Source organism: Paenibacillus xanthanilyticus, from assembly GCF_042682185.1.
GTDB classification, from domain to species: domain Bacteria; phylum Bacillota; class Bacilli; order Paenibacillales; family Paenibacillaceae; genus Paenibacillus_Z; species Paenibacillus_Z xanthanilyticus.
Genome location: NZ_JBHUHA010000001.1, coordinates 804,227 through 823,460 on the forward strand (window position 1 = coordinate 804,227; position 19,234 = coordinate 823,460).

Annotated in this window: 20 protein-coding genes and 1 riboswitch; of the genes, 4 read left to right on the forward strand and 16 right to left on the reverse strand. The window is 58.0% G+C overall.

What is annotated here, in order from left to right; translation table 11 throughout:
• Positions 1 to 65: 65 nt before the first annotated feature.
• Positions 66 to 755: an HAD family hydrolase gene (locus ACFSKT_RS03405; RefSeq protein ID WP_377720393.1), complete on the reverse strand. Its 690-nt coding sequence runs from the start codon at positions 753 to 755 to the stop codon at positions 66 to 68.
• 16 nt (positions 756 to 771) lie between these two features.
• Positions 772 to 1,164, reverse strand: a complete 393-nt coding sequence (locus ACFSKT_RS03410; RefSeq protein ID WP_377720394.1) for a DUF2500 domain-containing protein — start codon at positions 1,162 to 1,164, stop codon at positions 772 to 774.
• A gap of 228 nt (positions 1,165 to 1,392) precedes the next feature.
• Here ACFSKT_RS03410 and ACFSKT_RS03415 point away from each other — a divergent pair, with 228 nt between their 5' ends.
• Complete coding sequence (locus ACFSKT_RS03415) at positions 1,393 to 2,505, forward strand: LCP family protein (protein WP_377720395.1); 1,113 nt, start codon at positions 1,393 to 1,395, stop codon at positions 2,503 to 2,505.
• Between the two features lie 105 nt (positions 2,506 to 2,610).
• Here ACFSKT_RS03415 and ACFSKT_RS03420 read toward each other — a convergent pair whose 3' ends face one another.
• From ACFSKT_RS03420 to ACFSKT_RS03445, 6 genes are all read right to left on the reverse strand, one after another.
• On the reverse strand, positions 2,611 to 3,102 hold the full coding sequence (locus ACFSKT_RS03420; RefSeq protein WP_377720396.1) for a GNAT family N-acetyltransferase: 492 nt from the start codon (positions 3,100 to 3,102) through the stop codon (positions 2,611 to 2,613).
• A gap of 199 nt (positions 3,103 to 3,301) precedes the next feature.
• On the reverse strand, positions 3,302 to 4,135 hold the full coding sequence (locus ACFSKT_RS03425; protein WP_377720397.1) for a 1,4-dihydroxy-6-naphthoate synthase: 834 nt from the start codon (positions 4,133 to 4,135) through the stop codon (positions 3,302 to 3,304).
• 1 nt (position 4,136) lies between these two features.
• Positions 4,137 to 4,802: a futalosine hydrolase gene (locus ACFSKT_RS03430; protein ID WP_377720398.1), complete on the reverse strand. Its 666-nt coding sequence runs from the start codon at positions 4,800 to 4,802 to the stop codon at positions 4,137 to 4,139.
• A 184-nt stretch (positions 4,803 to 4,986) separates the two neighbouring features.
• Positions 4,987 to 5,451 carry a Fur family transcriptional regulator gene (locus ACFSKT_RS03435; protein WP_377720399.1) on the reverse strand — a complete coding sequence of 155 codons (465 nt, stop codon included), beginning with the start codon at positions 5,449 to 5,451 and terminating at the stop codon, positions 4,987 to 4,989.
• 120 nt (positions 5,452 to 5,571) lie between these two features.
• On the reverse strand, positions 5,572 to 7,308 hold the full coding sequence (locus tag ACFSKT_RS03440) for an ATP-binding cassette domain-containing protein (RefSeq protein ID WP_377720400.1): 1,737 nt from the start codon (positions 7,306 to 7,308) through the stop codon (positions 5,572 to 5,574).
• On the reverse strand, positions 7,305 to 8,156 hold the full coding sequence (locus ACFSKT_RS03445; protein WP_377720401.1) for an energy-coupling factor ABC transporter ATP-binding protein: 852 nt from the start codon (positions 8,154 to 8,156) through the stop codon (positions 7,305 to 7,307). The genes ACFSKT_RS03440 and ACFSKT_RS03445 overlap by 4 nt, the downstream gene beginning before the upstream one ends.
• Positions 8,157 to 8,254: 98 nt before the next feature.
• Here ACFSKT_RS03445 and ACFSKT_RS03450 point away from each other — a divergent pair, with 98 nt between their 5' ends.
• Positions 8,255 to 8,860 (forward strand): biotin transporter BioY, encoded by a 606-nt coding sequence (locus ACFSKT_RS03450; RefSeq protein ID WP_377720402.1) that lies wholly within the window; start codon positions 8,255 to 8,257, stop codon positions 8,858 to 8,860.
• Positions 8,861 to 8,924: 64 nt separating this feature from the next.
• On the opposite strand, the gene ACFSKT_RS03455 is transcribed toward ACFSKT_RS03450, so the two are convergent.
• Positions 8,925 to 9,545, reverse strand: a complete 621-nt coding sequence (locus ACFSKT_RS03455; protein ID WP_377720403.1) for an acyl-CoA thioesterase — start codon at positions 9,543 to 9,545, stop codon at positions 8,925 to 8,927.
• A 156-nt stretch (positions 9,546 to 9,701) separates the two neighbouring features.
• Here ACFSKT_RS03455 and ACFSKT_RS03460 point away from each other — a divergent pair, with 156 nt between their 5' ends.
• Positions 9,702 to 10,595 (forward strand): LysR substrate-binding domain-containing protein, encoded by an 894-nt coding sequence (locus tag ACFSKT_RS03460; protein ID WP_377720404.1) that lies wholly within the window; start codon positions 9,702 to 9,704, stop codon positions 10,593 to 10,595.
• A gap of 81 nt (positions 10,596 to 10,676) precedes the next feature.
• Here the strand turns inward: ACFSKT_RS03460 and ACFSKT_RS03465 are convergent, their stop codons facing one another.
• Both ACFSKT_RS03465 and ACFSKT_RS03470 read right to left on the reverse strand, forming a co-directional pair.
• Positions 10,677 to 10,949 (reverse strand): hypothetical protein, encoded by a 273-nt coding sequence (locus ACFSKT_RS03465; RefSeq protein WP_377720405.1) that lies wholly within the window; start codon positions 10,947 to 10,949, stop codon positions 10,677 to 10,679.
• 22 nt (positions 10,950 to 10,971) lie between these two features.
• Positions 10,972 to 11,946, reverse strand: a complete 975-nt coding sequence (locus ACFSKT_RS03470) for a cation diffusion facilitator family transporter (protein WP_377720406.1) — start codon at positions 11,944 to 11,946, stop codon at positions 10,972 to 10,974.
• A gap of 305 nt (positions 11,947 to 12,251) precedes the next feature.
• Positions 12,252 to 12,351: riboswitch (purine riboswitch) on the forward strand.
• A 118-nt stretch (positions 12,352 to 12,469) separates the two neighbouring features.
• Here ACFSKT_RS03470 and ACFSKT_RS03475 point away from each other — a divergent pair.
• Positions 12,470 to 13,897, forward strand: a complete 1,428-nt coding sequence (locus ACFSKT_RS03475; protein ID WP_377720407.1) for an NAD(P)/FAD-dependent oxidoreductase — start codon at positions 12,470 to 12,472, stop codon at positions 13,895 to 13,897.
• A gap of 110 nt (positions 13,898 to 14,007) precedes the next feature.
• On the opposite strand, the gene ACFSKT_RS03480 is transcribed toward ACFSKT_RS03475, so the two are convergent.
• From ACFSKT_RS03480 to ACFSKT_RS03500, 5 genes are all read right to left on the reverse strand, one after another.
• Positions 14,008 to 14,604 (reverse strand): thymidine kinase, encoded by a 597-nt coding sequence (locus ACFSKT_RS03480; RefSeq protein ID WP_377720408.1) that lies wholly within the window; start codon positions 14,602 to 14,604, stop codon positions 14,008 to 14,010.
• A 595-nt stretch (positions 14,605 to 15,199) separates the two neighbouring features.
• Positions 15,200 to 16,261, reverse strand: coding sequence for a M42 family metallopeptidase (locus tag ACFSKT_RS03485; protein WP_377720409.1), 1,062 nt, complete (start codon positions 16,259 to 16,261; stop codon positions 15,200 to 15,202).
• Positions 16,262 to 16,273: 12 nt separating this feature from the next.
• Complete coding sequence (locus ACFSKT_RS03490) at positions 16,274 to 16,831, reverse strand: hypothetical protein (RefSeq protein ID WP_377720410.1); 558 nt, start codon at positions 16,829 to 16,831, stop codon at positions 16,274 to 16,276.
• Between the two features lie 93 nt (positions 16,832 to 16,924).
• Positions 16,925 to 18,019 (reverse strand): GerAB/ArcD/ProY family transporter, encoded by a 1,095-nt coding sequence (locus tag ACFSKT_RS03495; RefSeq protein WP_377720411.1) that lies wholly within the window; start codon positions 18,017 to 18,019, stop codon positions 16,925 to 16,927.
• Positions 18,016 to 19,215, reverse strand: coding sequence for a Ger(x)C family spore germination protein (locus ACFSKT_RS03500; protein ID WP_377720412.1), 1,200 nt, complete (start codon positions 19,213 to 19,215; stop codon positions 18,016 to 18,018). The genes ACFSKT_RS03495 and ACFSKT_RS03500 overlap by 4 nt, the downstream gene beginning before the upstream one ends.
• Between the last annotated feature and the right edge of the window lie 19 nt (positions 19,216 to 19,234).

Below are 19,234 nucleotides of genomic sequence, written 5' to 3' on the forward strand. Positions count from 1 at the left end.
AACACAAATCGAGCCGTCCCGCTGCGGGACGGCTCGATTTATTAGGACGGCCAGATATGTTCGTCTTACCATGCCGCGTACGGATGAAACAGGGCATCCTCAAGCTTGTTCAGGTGGTCAACTGTGCGATATCGTCCCGTTTCCTTCGGCTCCCCCGGCGTCTTGCCGCGCAACCAGACGGCTTGGAGACCGGCACGGACCGCGGCGTCGACATCATTGGTCGGGTGATCGCCGACGTATACGGCATGATGCGGAAGCACGCCAAGCTTGGTGATCGCCAAGACGAAGATTGCGGGGTCGGGCTTTTTGATCGAGACCTCGTCGGATACGAGGATCGCATCGAACAACGGTCGAAAGCCGGCTTGATCGATTTTCGCCTGCTGACTGCGGCTCCCGCCGTTCGTGATGAGTCCGAGCTTGACGCCGCGAGCCCGCAATCGCCGAAGCGTCTCTACGGCGCCATCCATGATGACGGTATGCCGGCTGAACGTCTCCAACCAAGTCTTGAGCAGCGTTTCGACCGTCGTATGAGGATCACGCATCGGAATGACTTGCAGCATTTCCGCGTAAAGCTGCTTTTTGGGCGCGTATCCTTGGCGGTCTGCGGCAATGAGCCATGACGTCCACTGCTGCGCTTGTTCCTCATCCTGATAGGCGGCATAAGTCCGCACGAGCTGCCCGGCATACGCGCGGAAAGCAGTATTCCGGTCGAGCAACGTATTATCCAAATCGAACAACACGGCTTTCAACGTCATGAAATGACCTCCCTACTCAAAACGATTGCGTACGCCGAAATCCTTTGTACCGCGTGCCTTGGTGGGTTAACACGCCCGCGTCGCCTTCCGCGAGCAGTCCGAACTCCGAGCCTTTCACGGGCAGCTCGATGCGCGCGCCATCGTGGAATTCGAAGGTGACGTAATAATTCGTGGAGGCGCTCATCTCGCCCGACCCGCCCCATACTTCCGAGCGTTTCGCTACGACGCGGGCGGGCTGCTCCACCAAATTCGAGGCATTGTTGGATGCGAATTGTCGAATGCCTCGAATGAATACGGACGCAAATCCGCCCATGACGATAATAAAGACCAGTCCGCCGAATAGTTTGAAGAATAGCGGCATTCCGCTCCAAAAATCCGAAAATCCCGGGCCTTCGCCGTATACGTTCATGATCGTCTCCTTTCTTGCGGAGCAATGGAATGAAGCTCGCTCGACTATATATTCGCTCGAATTCCGTTCATTTCCTTTTCAAGCGGCGAAATTAGCGATTTTCCCGTATTTTTCGGCATAACGTTCACAATTCCGGCTTTCTTTGTTTAAACTTTCGTCAGAACGTTATGCTATGATAAAAAAGATGTCTTTTTATATTAGTTTCGTAAATGGAGGAACGTATACAAGATGCAAGACAAATCTCTTGAATCCAACGCCGGCGGCAAGCCGGATTCCGGCCAGACGAAACCCAAGTCGCGGATCTGGCGCAAGATCGTCATCTCCGTCGCGATCGCCTCGACGACGTTCATCGTTGGTTCCGGCGCGTTTGCCGGCTACCTATATTACAAAGCCAACCAAGCATTCGATAAAATCGCCGCGCCGGACGAAGAGGCCGCGCAGCAGCCGGTCGCAACCGACGAACCCCCCGCTCAGCCTGCGGAGCCGCTCGTCGACAAGCCCATTTCGTTCCTGCTGACCGGGGTCGACAACCGGGAAGGCAGCGGCGGCACGATGAACGCCGACGTGCTCATGCTCGCCAGCTACGATCCCGCCGACAAATCGGCGGCGCTCATGTCCGTGCCGCGCGATTTGAAGATCGCCTCGGACGATCACGGCACCCATAAAGCGAACTACTTCTTCCCTTATTACTACAACAAGGACAAGGACGCGGTCATCCCGAACGTCAAAGCGTTCTACAGCGACCTGCTCCAAACGCCGATCGACTATATGGTCGTCGTCGACTTCGCCGGCCTTCGCGAGATCGTGGACGCGCTGGGCGGGCTGGACCTCAACGTTGACATGGACATGCGCTATATCGACAATGCCGACGGCACGAACATTGACCTCAAACAAGGGCAGCAGAAGCTTGGCGGCAAAGAGGTGCTGGATTTCGTCCGTTACCGCAAATCGAACCAAGGCACCGAGGAATCGTCGGATATGGCGCGCAACGAGCGCCAGCAGCAGGTGTTGACCCAGATGGTCGACAAAATGAGCTCGCTGTCGGGCATTTCGCAGTGGGGCAATATTCTCGATATCGTCGGCGAGCATATCCGGACGGATATTCCGAAGGATACCCTCATCGACTGGATTATCAATTACCGGTCCATGAAACCGCAATCGCTGAACCTGAACGCGCTCGAAGGCGTGTGGGATAGCCCTTACATCTACGTACCCGAATCGGACCTGAGCGCCAAGCTATCCGCGGTTCGCGCCAAGCTCGCCTTGCCTGCGCTGGACATGGACGAATTGAAGGACCGCATCGGCACGATCGAAGACGATGAATCCGAGGAACAACCGTAACACAAGATGTTGCGCTTGAAAAATGGAGAAGCCTTGCTTCCGGCATCATGCCGGGTGCAGGGCTTCTTTGTTCAATCTTTATAGATTACGCCTAAGACGCTCGGTTTATGGCTTCGAACGGCCGATCTGCGAGACGATGGTCGCGCTGCCTTCGGGTCTCCACATCAACGCCCGATCTCCCCCGATCTCGAAGCCGAGCTTGCGGTAAAAATGTCGAAGCCGCCGGTCATGCTCCTCGCCGCCCGCGTCCTGCATGCGGCCGTCAATGTAGTCGACGCCCCGTTCCAAGGCGTGCCGAAGCAGCTGGTTCATCATGAGCGTACCGTAGCCTTGATTGATTTTGTCGCCCAAAATCCGAATATATTGCAGCTTGTATGCGTTTTCATTTCTTTTCTGCTGAACATATACGGCCAAGTCATTCAAATATCGCCGCGTCGCGCCCCCCGATTCATGGACGATCCGGCCAAACAGATGAAGCCCGTTGTCGGTATAAATGATGAGTCTGCCGCCCTGCCTTGTCGGAACCACGCTTACGACTCTGCATCCATCCTGGTGAATCGCGTCGATTTGGGCTCTCGTCGCCTCCTCCACCAACATCCCCCACTCTCGGTTTATGTTCGGTTTCATTACAGATATATGGCGAGGAGCGACAGACATGACAACCAAAGACAAGAGATTCATACGGTTTCCTTCTGTTTTGACCGCACCGCCGCGTTGCTTCCCGGAAATGCAATAACCCCCTGCTTCGCCGCACAGGCAAAACAGGGGGGTTACGACAATGGCTCGGCTATCGCTGCTAACGCAGCAGCGATAGGTCGAATTCCGGCACTAGTCCTTCCTTCGCCGCTCGACTAAGCAGTGATTCGACGGCGGCGTAGCCGTCCTCGCCCAGATCGGCGGTGAAGTCGTTCACGTACAGCTCGATATGCTGCTTGGCCACATCGCGCGACATCTCCTGCGAATGTTCCAATACATAAGCCTCGGATACTTCGGGATGCGCCCATGCATATGCGACCGACTCGCGTATCCAGCTTGCGATCTGATCCGGATTCGACAGCGACCGCTTGGCGATGATCGCCCCGAGCGGAATCGGCAGTCCGGTGTCGGATTCCCACCAGCTTCCCATGTCAGCCATGAGCGACAAGCCGTAGGTCGGGTACGTGAATCTAGCTTCGTGAATGACAAGACCCGCGTCGATATGACCGTCCCGGACGGCGGGCATGATTTCGTGGAAAGGCATGACGATCACTTCCCCGATGCCGCCAGGCACCTTCTGTGCCGCCCACAAACGGAACAGCAGATAAGCGGTCGAGCGCTCGCTCGGTACCGCTACGCGCTTGCCGGCGAGCGATGCCGGATCGACGCTGCCGTCTTTGGTCAGGACGAGCGGACCGCATCCGCGGCCTAACGCGCCTCCGCATGGAAGCAGCCGGTAATCGTCCAGCACCCAAGGAAGCGCCGCATACGATATTTTCATTACGTCCAGGCCGTCGCCGCTAGAAGCCAGCTTGTTGGTGATGTCGATATCCGCGTACATAACGTTCCATTCCGGAGCGCCCGGTACCAATCCGTGCACAAGCGCGTGAAAGACGAATGTATCATTCGGACAAGGCGAGAATGCGATTTTCATCTTAAATGACCTCCGTTAGCGCCGCGCCGGCCGCTTCAAGCGCCTGCAGCGCGTCTTTGATTCGCCATGCATCCCGGTCGCGCGGTCCTACCGCGTTCGAGATCCCTCTGATCTCCATGACCGGCACCTTCATCAGCTTGGCGGCTGCCGCGACGCCGTAGCCTTCCATCGCTTCCGCGGCCGCCCCCGGGATGCGCGCGGAAAGCGCCTCCGCCGTATTGGCCGTCCCCGTTACGGTTGAGACCGTAAGGATTGGCGCATAGGCCGCCGCGAACCCTTTTGCGTTCAACGCCGCGGCGACTTGTCTCGATGCCGATTCATCGATCATCATGCGCGCGGAACCGAAGCCGAGCTCGTCGATCAACATAAAGCCGTCCGCCGATTCCGCGCCCAGATCAGCGGCGACGATCTCGCTCGCCACCACGATCGTGCCGATATCGGCCGCGCCTCGGAAGCCCCCGCCGATCCCCATATTAATAACCCGCTCGTAGTGGCCCAAGGCGAGCGCCGCTGCCGTCGAGGCCGCAGCGGCGGCTTGTCCAACGCCGCCTACGATGATGCGGAACCGCTCATTATCGCCAATACCGCGCTTCACGGCCTCCAATTCCGCCTCAACCGACGTGACGATCAGGCAGCGGGCTTCCACTGCTCTCTGCACGTGCTCCATCGTGTTTCAATCCCCTTTCCCCGCTTGCGCGAACCGACCCTACCCGCGGTCGGAACGCCTAACGCAATGCTACCATGATAGCGCAATTCCCCTGGCTCCTCAAACTCGCCGCGCCTCGCTCCCATGGGCGCGACAAGCCGCGCAAAAAAGCCAGGGACACACCCCCGGCTTCATGCACGTCCTATTATGGCTGCGCGCCTTCCTTGCGGCACGCTTCGCAAATGCCGTAAATTTCGAAGCGATGATTCAAAATTTGATAATTGCCGGGCAAATCAAGCGACTGCTCCATCGGGCAATAGTCGAACGTCATCGTCTTCTCGCAGTTCACGCATATTAAATGGTGATGATGATGGGACAGGCAGCTGCCCTTGAACTTCAGGCCGCCTTCCATGAAATAAAATTGCTCCAGCACGCCCATCTCGCTGAGCATCCTCAGATTTCGGTATACGGTATCGAAGCTGACGCTCGGATATTTCGCGCTCATTTGGTCATACACGTCTTTAGGCGACAAATAGCCGTCGTGATCCGAAAAAATTTGGGCAAGCGTCTTGCGCTGCTCCGTGATTCGCCATCCGTTCCGAGCCATAACGGCAAGCATATCTTGGGCCAATACGGAATGCGCATGGCTCTGATCGTGCTGATGTGCCATCTTCGTTCTCTCCCTTTCCCTTCGCCGCTAGCATCTCCCATTTTATCAGCAAATGAATGATTTCGCCATTTCTTTCAGACAAGCTCGGGAGGAAATCGTGAAGATGAAGCCGCCTCGCGGCTAGGCGATCCGCCAGAACAAGAGCAGCAGCACTAGACAGGACGCGGTCAAAGCGAAGTCCTTCCACCGCCAGCGCAGCGTTCGCCGCACACGCGGATAAGGCCTGCGTCCTACGCCGCGGCTCTCCAAGGCGCTGGCCGCTTGCTCCGCGATTCGAAAGAGGGCCAACATGAACGGCATCACGAACTCGCGGAGCTGACCCGGCAGCTTGCGAAGCGAGAATCGGGCCGTCTTCCCGCGGGCAAGGCTCTGCTTGGCGAAACGCTGCCACTCGGCAAGGAGCACCGGAACAAATCGAAGCAGCAGCGTCACCGTGAGAATAACCGTCTGTCCGACGCGCGGCACTTGACCGCGTACGGCGAGCGTCTGCTCCAAGGCTCGGCGCAGTCGCAGGGGCGTGATGACGATCGGCAAGCCGAAGCCGAGCAGCATGACGAGCATGGGCCTGGCCAGCGATTGCAGCGACGCCAGGAATCCGTCGAGCTCCCAGGTTAAGCCATAACCTCCGCCCTCGAGGCCGGCGACGAGCGCGGCGGTGACCGAGAACGTCGCCATGGCTTTAATCGCGCCCTGCCAGCGGCGAAGCGGAATGCGGCCGACGACTATAGCGACCGCCGTAATCGCGGCGCTGGCCGCGATGCCCGGCCAAGACTTCTGCAGCAGAATCGCGGTGGACAGCAGCACGTAACCGAGCCAGACCGAACGCGGATCAAATGCCGTCAGCCGCGATTTCGCGCGCTCGTCTTCACGTGTCGTGTGTATGGCGGCAGCCGATGCCTCGCTAAGATGTGACGTCTCTAATCGCGCAGATGGATATCGGAAGGCTGGCGCTTCTTGCCCTATCTCCATGAACCCGGCAGCAGGGCCCGAGAGGTTCTTCAGCGCTGCCGATGCCGCACCAGCCGTATATTCGGCCGTCGCGCCAACGCTGACCTCGACGCCAAGGCGACGCAATCCGCCAAGCACGTTCAACCATTCGGGGATGGCCATGCCGCATTCCGAGAACCACTCGGGATGGTCGAGCAATCGTTCCGGCGCGCACTGCCGGATCGACCGGTCTCGCCCCATGAGCAGCACTTGATCCGCGAGCGGGATCGCCCAGTCCGTATCGTGCGAAATCAGCACAATCCCTTGACCTTCAGCGGAACGCTGCTTTAACGCGCGCGCCAGATCGACGTGCGCGGCCGCGTCTAAGCCAGCCGTCGGCTCGTCCAATAACAGCCATGGGGCCGGCACGGCGAACAAACAAGCGAGCGCCGCCCGGCGCCGCTCCCCGCCGCTCATATGCTGCGGTTCGCGATCGAGCCACGACTCGTCCCAGCCGACCGTATTGAGCGCTTCGTCCGTTCTTGCCCTTATCGTGGATGCCGACAGTCCGTAAGGCTTCAGCGCGTAATCCAGCTCGTCCTTCACGGTACGGGCGATGAGCTGCTCCTCGGGCGACTGGCTCGCATAGCCATACTTCATCAGGGCCGCACGATTCAGCAAACGGCGCCTGCCTTTCGTTGTCCAGATCGGGTCATCGCCGAACGCCGCTGCGATCTCGGATTCCGGGCGAAGGCCGGCGATGCTCTCCAACAGGAACGACTTCCCCGCCCCATTCGGGCCGATCAGAACGGTAATCGTGCCGGGATTCAGACGCAATCCGCCAGCATTTAGCGGTTCAGCCTTATAATTAATGTCATTAACTTTAATGCCATAAATCTTTAATGACATGAAATTGTTCCCGCTGCTCATAAATCAACGACCTCCCGCCACTCCGCATCGGTCATCGGAAGCGGATCGCGCAGCAATCCCTCGTCGCGCATCGCTAGCGCCAGCTTCATCAAGTAACCGGGCTGCAGGCCGCTGGCCTCGCAAGGCGTTGTGCCTGACGCTTCGTCCCTCCCGTAGAAAAAATCCCGCGCCCGACCATCGAAGCCGATCTCGCCTTCGATAACGGCCACCACCCGTTCTTCGGGCATCAGCTCGTCTAACCGCTGTGTTACCCAAACGATGGCGCTGCCCGCTGCGTGCCGCTCGCGTATAAGTTCGTGTGCGAGCGACCGCGTCTGATCATCCAGCATGGATGTTGCCTCATCCAGCACGAGCAGCGGCGCTTCTGCTGCGATCGCCGCCGCGATCGCCGCCAACTGCTTTTGTCCGCCGGACAGCTGCTCCCATGCAACATCCGAGACCGCCGCTAGCCCTGTCCGGCGAAGCGTCTCCGTCAAGCGCGAATCGATCTCGTCCGCTTTCATCCCCATCCACTCCAGAGCGAAAGCAATTTCTTCGCGCGGCGTCTCGCCGAACAACTGCGCATCGGGCTGCTGCATCACGTAAGGCGCCGGATATTCGCCGGCGAACCCTCGAACGATCGTGCCGCTGACGCCTTCCATGCTGAGGCCCGCCAACAAGCGGGCTAGCGTCGATTTGCCGCTCCCGTTCGTCCCTGCTATGTACAACCATTCTCCGGGCGCAAGCGTTATGTTAACCGTGCGGAGCCTTGGCGCGCGCTGCGCTTCGGGCTCAGGCGCTCCCTCGACCCTAACGTCCTTTAGCTGCAATTCAAGTACCTCTTGTCCAGTAAAATTCGTATGCGTCATCAAAATTCCCTCTTCTCAAGGCTGGCAGACCGTGGTAGAATCCGAATTGTTAACCAACAATCTATCAACTAGGTTAACATTCGAAAGGAGATTTGACAATGTCCACCACGTCACAACCCGCTTACGCATCAACGAATCAAACGGTTTACGCCATCCGAGGCATCGTATTTACTGCGTTGTTTGCGGCTTTGTTCGTCGCGTCCAGCTGGCTGAAGATCCCGCTCGGATTTACGCCCGTTCCGATTACGCTGCAGACGCTCACGATCATGCTCGCCGGCGGACTGCTCGGCGCATTCTACGGCTTCTGGAGCATTGCGGTCGTCATCCTGCTCACGGCGACCGGACTTCCGCTCTTCCACGGCAACGGCGGCATCTCGCTGCTGACCGGCGCGACCGGCGGTTATATTTGGATGTACCCGTTCGCCGCGCTGTTCGTTGGCTTGGTCAGCGACAAGCTGTTCCGCTCCGGGGGCGCCTTTACGAAAGGCAAGACAGTCCTGCTCTTCTTTGGCTTGATGGTCTTCGGCGTCGCGCTGCTCTATACGACAGGATTGCCTTGGCTGTCCCACGTGACCAAGATGTCGATGAGCGAAGCCTATGTTCAGGGCTGCTATCCGTTCCTCTTCGGCGATACGGTCAAAGCCATCGTTGCCGCCGCGCTTATCCCGATCCTGCGCCCTCGCCTGCCGAAGCTTCGTCCGTAAGCGAATCTCTCCCTACATAAAAAAGCCGCAGCGGCCGCTGCGGCTTTCCTTCTGCCCATCCAATTTACCACTCCGACTCCCACGCGCACGCGAATGCTTGACTGCCCTTATGGGACTGGGCTGTTCCGCGCGAGCTTGGCGGCACGCGGCGAGCGTCGTCCGTTCCCATGAAGTCGGCGAAATGCTTGCTCTCCTGGCGTCGAATGCGCCGGGCTTCCTTCCGTTCGGGGGCCGTATTGTAAAGCAGCCGTTCTTCATCGGATTCGGGCTGCACGCCCGGTACTTCCGCCGGGCGATCGTCGTCGCCGAGCGCGACGAAAGTCAAGAACGAAGTAGCCGACACTTTGCGTTTGCCGGTTAACAAATCCTCGGTCACGACGCGCACGAACACTTCCATGGATGTTTTGTGCGACCATGTCACGAACGCGGACAAACTAACCGCATCGCCTTTTTTGACGGGATGGAGAAAATCGACCGAGTCGGTCGACGCGGTCACGACCGGCCTTCTGGCATGACGCGTCGCGGCGATCGTCGCCACGTCGTCGATGTAAGCCATCAGCTTGCCGCCGAAAATCGTGCCGTGGTGATTCGTATCGGGCGGCAGCACGATCGCGTCCTTGACCGTCAGCGACGCGGATGCCGGGCGCGTAGCGACGGAAGCTGCCATTTCTTCGAGTTTTATCATAGCTGCACCTGATTTCTTGTTGTATAGGATACCGCTAAGTTTACATCCGCCTCCGTTATAGGTAAAATACATATTTCGAATCGCTGCCATGCCTTTTGGTTATAGTCATTCGCGATTAATCATCTAGAATTCGATATAAACGACAGGAGCGCGAGCATGGATCTTAAACAGCTGCACTATTTCGTAACCGTGGCGGAAGCCGGCAGTTTCACGCAAGCGGCGCGCCAGCTTCATCTTTCCCAGCCCTCGTTGTCCAAAATGGTACGGCTGCTCGAGGAGGAATTGGGCGTCCTGCTCCTCGACCGGTCGGCCAAACCGCTCGAGCTTACGGATGCCGGCGCGGTCATCCTCAAATCGGCGCGGCAGGTTCTGCAATCCGTCGAGCGGATGTCCGGCGAATTGGCGGAGGTGCTGGCGCTCAAGAAGGGCAAGCTTCACCTCGGCATACCTCCCATGATCGGCAGCACTTTCCTGCCGCCGGTAATCGAACGGTTTCTCGCGCTCTACCCGGATATTCGGCTGCAGGTGACGGAGCGTGGAGGCAAGCGGCTGGAAGAGGATATTCTGGAAGGGGAGTTGGACTTCGGGATGGTGCTCCTTCCGGTGAAGGACGAAGCCAAGTTTTGCATTATGCCCTGCCTTCATGAGGACTTGCTGCTGGTCGCGGATAAGCAGCATCCCTTCGCCCATCGCCGAACCGTGCCGTTAGCGGAGCTCGAACGCGAGGCGTTCGTCATGTTCCGGGAAGATTTCACGCTTCATCATTTGATCAAGGAGCAATGCAAGCTTGCCGGTTATGAACCGCGCATCGTATTGGAAAGCTCGCAGTGGGACTTTATGACGGAGATGATCGCGGCGAGATACGGCATTACGCTCTTGCCGGAAGGCATCTGCCGACAGTTGGATCCGAACCGGTTCGCTACCATCGCGATCGAGCCGGCCATCCCTTGGCGGTTGTCGATGATCTGGCGCAAAGACCGCGCGATGTCCTTCGCGGCCAAAGAATGGGTCCGGCATGTGGAACAAGCGCTTCAGAAGATAACCCGCTGAATTCGCATGCGAAAAAACGACCCGCATCAACGTCATGTCGATGCGGGCCGTCCTCGTTGAACGTGAGTCCATACGCAGATGTTACTTATTGCCCGGCGATTCCTCGCGATGCGAGTCCGCATATTTGTCATATCGCCCATCCACTTCCTGCGCCATGGAACGGAACAGCTTCGTTTCCTCGGCCACCGGGTCATGCTCGGAAGCGATGCGCATTTCGTACTTGGGCGGCAGCTTGACGCGCGCTCTTTCCTCGGTGTCGGACTCCGCGTTCATCGGTCCCTTTTCGAGCTGCTCGGCCAGCTCATGCTCCATTTCGGACAGTTTGTATTTCGATCCGTCCTTCTCTTTATCCATCAGTGATAACCTCCCAAATCGTTTATGATTTCGGCGCTTCGCGGGTTGGCTGCCAATCGCGAACGCCGTTGTCCTCGATGATGCCGAGCATCACGTCCGCGATATCCGGGGTCGCCAGCAGTTTGTCCCGAACGCGGAATTTGATGTCGTCTGCGACGGCCAGCGTCAAGCCGGGTCTTAGCTCGATATAGCTTTCGACGTGATAAAAGCGGCCTTCCTGCAGAATGCGCATTTTGTTGATATCCGTGACATCCGGATCGTCCAAAATGACGCGCGCGACCCGCGATTCGACATCCAGCGGAGCGGCGACGCCGACGAGACCGACCATGTTGTCGTAACCGACCTTGAACGCGACGCCGACCATCAATATTCCGATCAGAATCGTCGCGATGCCGTCGAAGAGACGGAATGCCGTGAACTCCGCGATGATGACGGCGATCAAAGCAAGCAGCGCCCCGCTGGTGGCTACCACGTCCTCGTAAAAGACTAACCGCGTGGGCGGAGCCGCGCGTCCAACGTTGCGGATGGCCGCGATCAACAAGCCGCCTCCCGCATCCGCTCGCGTCTCCTTCACGATTTCCTTCATCGCCTTGATCAAAACGAAGCCGTCCACCGCAATCGCGATCGCGAGTACCGCGAAGTTCAGCCAGAAATTCGAGGCGTCGGCCGGGTGCTCCAGCAGATGAATGCCCTCCAGCACGGTCTCGTACGCCATGACGGTGACGACGATGACCGCGAACATGCAGAACAAGTTGATGACCCGGCCGAAGCCTGTCGGGAATCGTCTGGTTGGCGCCTTCTCCGCAAGCACGCTGCCGGTAAAGACGAACGCCTGATTCACCGCGTCCGCGACGGAATGCATCGCGGATGCGAACATGGCGCCGCTCCCGCTTATCGCGGCCGCGATCCCCTTCAAGACGGCCAGACCAGCATTCCCGAGCGCCGCCACGGCCGAAGATGTGTTGCCTTTTTTGACCATCTGCCAAAAACTGCCCATGATCAGCCACCTCCCGTGTTTGGATGCTCTTTGGCGGTCCATTCATCTACCTATACACTTCATCGTGCCTTGCGAACCCGCTTTTTATCCTTACGCGGTAAACGGCTCGATTTCGGCCTCTACTTGGAATAGTCTGAAATTTATGCGCATCGGTGATGAGGATGTCATTAATGTTCGGTTTTTGCTAGAGGTCATCTTGCGTCTCTACCTTTACGGCACCGATTATGACCCAAACACGAATGTTTTGACATTATTCTGTTGACATATACGTCTTCGTCTATTAAGATCAATCATGCAACGACCGACAAACATATATTACGACTGTTCGTATATCCTCGATAATACGGTTCGGGGGTCTCTACAAGGAACCTTAAATTCCTGGCTACGAACGGGTTGCCTTTGACGCATACCCGTTCGGCGCCAGGATTTTTTGCGTTCTTATGCTCGTGCGTACGCGGACGCGCCGATGGAGGCAGGCACCCTTTTGAATCCTAACTTATACGACCTTGGAGGACGATGAACCGTGAGCAAGTACGATGTGATTGTAGTAGGAGCCGGGCCGGCCGGAATTTTCGCATGCTATGAATTGACGCTGAAGGCGCCTCACTTGAAGGTGCTGCTCGTGGATAAAGGGCATGACATCTATCGGAGAAGCTGTCCGATCCTGGAGGAGAAAATCACGCTATGTCCGCCGCCAGCCGGCAAGAAGGATTTCGCGGGCTGTCTGCCGGCCTGCTCCATAACAGCCGGGTTCGGCGGCGCGGGCGCGTACAGCGACGGCAAATTCAACATCACGACCGAATTCGGCGGCTGGCTGACGGACTACCTCGCGCCTTCCAAGGTGCTCGACTTGATACAGTACGTCGATGCCATCAACCTCGAGCACGGCGCGACGCCGGCGATTACGGACCCGACGACGGAGACGATCCGCAATATTGAGCAACGCGGCTACGCGGCCGGCTTGAAGCTGCTGCGCGCGCAGGTGCGCCACCTGGGTACCGAGCAGAATTTGGAGATCCTTCAATCCATCTATGAATATTTGAAAACGCGCATCGATATGTCGTTCAAGACGATGGTCGAGGATATCGTAACCGTGAAGGAAGACGGCGCGCACCGCATCGCCGGCATCGAGCTTAAGAACGGCGAGGTGCACGAAGCCGACCGCGTCATGATCGCCCCGGGACGCGACGGCTCGGAATGGCTGACGTCTATTCTGAAGAAGCGCCGGCTTAAAATGTACAACAACCAGGTTGACGTGGGCGTGCGCGTCGAGACCTCCGACGTCGTCATGCGGGAGATCAACGAGCATCTGTATGAAGGCAAATTCATCTTCAACACCTCGGTTGGCACGCGCGTCAGAACCTTCTGCAGCAACCCGTCCGGACACGTCGTCGTCGAGAACCACAGCGGCGTCATGGCGGCGAACGGCCATTCCTACAAGGATCCGGCCCTCGGCTCGCCCAATACGAACTTCGCCCTTCTCGTCTCGCATAAATTCACGGAGCCGTTCGACAAGCCGAACGAATACGCGCGCGAAATTTGCAAACGGGCGAACGATCTGTCCAATGGCGGGGTCATCGTGCAGAAGTACGGCGATATCATCCGCGGCCGCCGGTCGACGGAGAGCCGCATCCGGGAAGGCTTCCTCGAGCCGACGCTGAAGGAAGCCGTGCCAGGCGATCTTGGTCTCGTGCTGCCGTACAACACGATGAAGAGCCTTGTCGAGATGGTTGAAGCGCTGGAGAAGGTCACGCCGGGCATCGCATCCGAGCATACGCTGTTCTACGGCGTCGAAGCGAAGTTCTACTCTGCCCGCCCGAAGCTGACCGAGCACCTGGAGACGGAGATTCGCGGGCTCTACTGCGGCGGAGACGGCGCAGGCATCACGCGCGGACTTGCCCAAGCCGGCGCGGCGGGCGTCTGGATCGCGCGCAGTATGATCGGCGCGTAAGCATCGCTGCCGGCTACCGCGAGGTCACGCCGCTATGTCACAACGACAAATAAAGGCTGAGCAGGTTGCCCTCGCAACCCGCTCAGCCTTTATGTATCCTGCCGTCTGCCCTATGCGGACGGCGCGACGAACGCTTGATTGTAACACTTGCGGCATACCGGCTTGTAGTCCTCGTTGCCGCCGATTTGAATTTGCTCGCCCTCGTTCACCGGCCGACCGTCTCGGTACCGAATGACCATCGTGGCCTTGCGGTCGCAATGCCAGCAGATCGTCTTGATCTCCTCGATCTTGTCCGCTTGCACGAGCAAATAATAGCTGCCCTCGAACAGCTGGTTCTGGAAGTCGTTCTTCAGGCCGAACGCCATCACCGGCACGTTCAGCTCGTCGACGACCCGCGTCAGCTCCAGGACGTGATGCTTCTTCAGAAACTGCGCCTCGTCAATGAGCACACAGTAGATTTGTTTCGTCTCGGGCCGAGGCTGATACGCCTTCACGCTTTCGTACAGATCGGTATCGTCATGCACCGGGATAGCCGGCCGCTGGAATCCAACGCGGGAGCCGACCTGCTCCGAGCCGCTGCGGGTATCCACCGAAGGAGAGAAAATGAGCACCGGCTTGCCTTGCTCCTCGTAATTATGCGCGACTTTAATGATTTCGAATGATTTGCCGCTGTTCATCGTGCCGTATTTGTAATAAAGCTGAGCCAATGGTTACGCCCCCATGAAAATTGTCGATACGTGCTATTATACCGCAACTCCATGTCGGGCGCATCCGACGATTTTAACATCGTGGTAAAAAACCAATCAGCTTTGCTCCGGCTGAATGCTGCATGCTCAATCTTCCGATTGCGCACGCAAACCAATCAGCCTTGGGCTGAATGCTGCATGCTCAATCCTTCGATTGCGCACGCAAACCAATCAGCCTTGGGCTGAATGCTGCATGCTCAATCCTTCGATTGCGCACGCAAACCAATCAGCCTTGGGCTGAATGCTGCATGCTCAATCCTTCGATTGCGCACGCAAACCAATCAGCCTTGGGCTGAATGCTGCATGCTCAATCTTCCGATTGCGCACGCAAACCAATCAGCCTCGGGCTGAATGCTGCATGCTCCATCTTCCGATTGCGCGCGCAAACCAATCAGCCTTGGGCTGAATGCTGCATGCTCAATCCTTCGATTGCGCACGCAAACCAATCAGCCTTGGGCTGAATGCTGCATGCTCAATCCTTCGATTGCGCACGCAAACCAATCAGCCTTGGGCTGAATGCTGCATGCTCAATCCTCCGATTGCGCACGCAAACCAATCAGCCTTGCATCATATATAACGCAATGAGCGCGCCGGTGTTCACGATCGCGTCGGCGTGCGTGCGCTCCATGCTGTGCGAAGCATGGACACCGGGGCCGATCAGCGCCGCGCGAATATTGCATCCGCCGTGCAGCGCCGCGGATGCATCGGAGCCATAATGCGGGTAAATATCGACCGCGTGCGGAATGCCCGCATCCTTCGCAAGCCCGATGAGGACGGACGTCATATCGTAATCGTATGGCCCGGTCGAATCCTTGGCGCAGATGGAGACGTCGTATTCGGTCGCCGACAGGTCGTCGCCGAGCGCGCCCATATCAATCGCCAGCATCTCCGTAATATCCGGCGGAATATACGAGGAGCCGTGCCCTACCTCCTCATACGTGGAAATGATCACCTTCACCGTGCGCTGCGGGAGCTTCCCTTCCCGCTTCAACCACTCCAGCACGCCCAGCAGCGCGGCGACGCTCGCCTTGTCATCCAGATGGCGAGACTTGACCAACCCGTTGGACAGCAGGCGCGTCCGGGGATCCCAAGATATAAAATCGCCCACCGCGATGCCCAGCTTCTCGACGTCTTCCTTTGTCTTCACAACCTCGTCGATGCGAATCTCCATATTCGCTTCGTCGCGCTTCATGTCTCTGGCGTCGGTATACACATGCACGGAAGGCTTGATCGGCAGCACCGTGCCTTCATAGGTTCTGCCGTCTCTCGTATGGATGAGGCAGTATTCCCCTTCCACCGAATGCATCATGTAGCCGCCGACGCTCGTGAATCGGATCGTGCCGCCCGGCTTGATCGCGCGGACCATCGCGCCTAACGTGTCGACATGGGCCGTCAGACCGAGCGTGCCGGCTTCCGACGCACCGCCGCTTCCTTCAATCGTAATGATCGCATTGCCTTTAGGCGTCAGTTCCGAAGGGAATCCGAGCTTATCCGCTTCTTCGCGAACGAAGCGGATCGCGTCCTTGCAGTATCCGCTCGGACTCGGCGTGCCGAGCAGCCGCTCCAGCGTCTTTAATATGTAATCGCGGTTCAATTCGGGGCGCTGAATCTGCGTCATGAATGATGCCTCCTACAATAGTCGTTTCAAATCGGACAAGCTTGGCGGATGAATTCGGATATGAATGCGGCCGTTCTTCAAAAACACCTCGTCCAGCTTAATAATCGGCAGCTCTTCCCCGATCGGGATGACCAGCTCGCCGATCCGCTCCTCCGGCAGTGCGATGCCGCCGGCCTTCATTCCGATCGGTATGCCGATCAGATTCGGCGCCTCCCACCGGAAGGTATAGACCGCATGCAGCCCGACCGGCCAGAAGCCAAACAGCTTCGCGTTGACGTCTGCGATCATCCGGTCGCCTTCCAGACCGAACGCGGCTCCGGTAATTCTCACGTTCGGGCGAACGTTCGGATGGAGCGCCAATGACCGTTTGGCCAGTTGATTCAGATCGTCCTCCGTCAGCACAAGCTCCAACGATTGCCGCCGGAGCATCTCGACGGCGCGTTCCATCAGCGGCACCGGCCGGTAGGACAAGTCCAGCTCTTCGCGCGGGGCAGCGTACAGATACACAGTCAAGGCCGCGGCAGTCAGGACGAAGACGAGAGCAAGCAGCAGCAGGCGAATAAATTTCATCCGGTACATGCCTCCCTATTCCTTGCCGTGTCCTCCTATTATGAGACATCCGCAACTAAGGGTCAAACGAACGCCCCGCCCCTTCGCGCGGATTTACGCAGCAGGCTTCTTCGCTTTACGTAGCAAGCTGATCGCGCCAACAAGCAGCGGGACGCCAAGCGCAACGGGGATCGCGAACAACGGCCAATAATCCGCCGTGAACACCATGGCGCGCATGTGGTCCGCCACGATCCAATAACCGGCCCCTCCCAGCAGCAGCGCCATCGGGATCAGCATGCGGCGGGAATCTTCCGCGCCGACGATTTTGGCCGCGCACAGCGAAGCGCAGAAGAGGGACATCATAATTTGGATAAGCGAGGACGTTGCGAAGAAGGCGACCATGATCATTTCGTACCGATGGAGGAATAACCCGATGTGAGCGGTTCTGGCCAGCTGCATGCACGAGACGATATATTCTCTCGTGGCTTCGGCGGACAATACCCCGCACTCCAGCACCGGCCAGATGGCAACGGCGAGTCCCGCGAATAGAATACTCACCGCGGACGCCCTTCCCCACCGCTGCGGCTTCTTCACGTGCGGCAGCAGCACGGCGATCATCATCGTCGCAAGCGACCAATCCGTATCGAAATGCCGGCTGGCCCAGACCGTCCGCGCTAATCCGCTATCCATGACGGGCAGCAAATTCTTGACGTCGAATTCCGAGATCGAACCCATCATCACGAGAATGTTGAGAATGAGAATGGAGAACACGCCGACGAACGCCATGCGTCCCATCACTTCGAGACCATGGTAGGCCCCGAACAATCCGACGACGAGCGCGGCCACGACGAATAGAATGACGGGCGCCTCCGGCAGAAAATAATCCATCAAGTGATAGGTAAACGTCACGAGCACCATGGCGAACGCGCCTATAAAGAACAGCAGCAGCACCGCCGCGATTAGTTTTCCCGCCCATTTGCCGCCCGCCTTGGCCGTCATTTCGATGATCGACGATTGCCCGTCCATCCGAAGGACGCGCGCGGTCAGCCATGCCGCCGCCATTCCTTGAACCGTGCCGATCAGCGTGGAGAGCCACATGTCGGCCGCCACCTCGCGGGCGATAATCCCCTGCGTGATCCCGATTGCTTTGGCATAAATCACATTCATGACGAGCGCGAGCAGCATGCCGTTCGATATGCGTACGTTCACTTCAGTTCCTTTCCGCTCGTCGGTTCCTTCAACTTCAGAACCGGGCTGGTCAGCTTGACCTCCGTGCGCACCGTAACGTCCGCTTCGGCGAAATAGTCGTCCCATTCGGACGCCACCTTGCGCCACTCCAACGGATAACGGTTATGGAACGACTGTCCCACTTTCAGAAAGTCCGTCCGGTATTGCTTCTGGGCGATATCGAAAATCTTCATCACCTGATCTTCCATCTGCTGCCGGAGCTTTTCCTCCAACTGCCCGCGAACATCTGCATACGGCTTCGAGCAGCCCAGTTCCACGAGATTGGCATCGATCTTCTGCTTAATGCGCAGCGTAACCTTGCCGTCCTTCCAGCCCGGCTTCATGGATTGGGTCAACTGCTTCAACTCCAGCGTGGTTCGTTTGCCGGGCTCGTCCGGGCAATTCACGACCGCGATTTCCGAATCGACCCCTTCAATGAAGGGCAGCAGCCCTTTGGCATCCTTCGGCGACAGCCATCCCTGCATTTTATCCCCTTTAAACACCGCCGCCCCCGAGAGTACGACTTGTTTGAGCGACCCGAATTGGTTCGGCTTCTTGTTGGAAATGCCCCGCGGCTTCAATTGAACCTTGGCCAGCACCGGCTCCGTTCCCGTCGCAAGGAACGATTCTTGGAGCCGCATCATGTTGGAGCCCGGCGCCTCGGCGACGATCTGATTGTAGCGGAACAGCTTGTCGATCGCCTCGCCGGGGACAACCTCCATGCCCGTAATCGTCGCGATAACCTCGCTTGCCTTGTCCGGCGTCACCACGACCCACGTCGACATGCGCAGCTCATGATTGCGGGTGAAGAAATCGATCATATCGGCTATGCCCCGCCGCGCGTATTTCTCCCCGATCACGATCACGAAGTTGTGCGCCCAATAGACCCTCCTGGATGAAAATCGCGCCAGATTGCGCGCCGCCTCGAAGATCGTCCGCCCCTGCGACTGGATAGAATAGATCGGCTCTCCCGTGCCGCCAGACGGCGCTCCCGTCTGCCCCCTCGCATCAGCGGGTCTTACGATCTGTACGCTTAAGCTAACTTGATTCGCGCCATATACATCAAGTCCGACAGCCGTCACCATGGCCAAATCGTTAATCTCCTGCTTGCCGAAACAGCCGGTGAGCAGGATCGAGACACTCAACCACACCAGCATCGCAATCATGTGACGATTCATGATCCCCACCTCCGCTGAG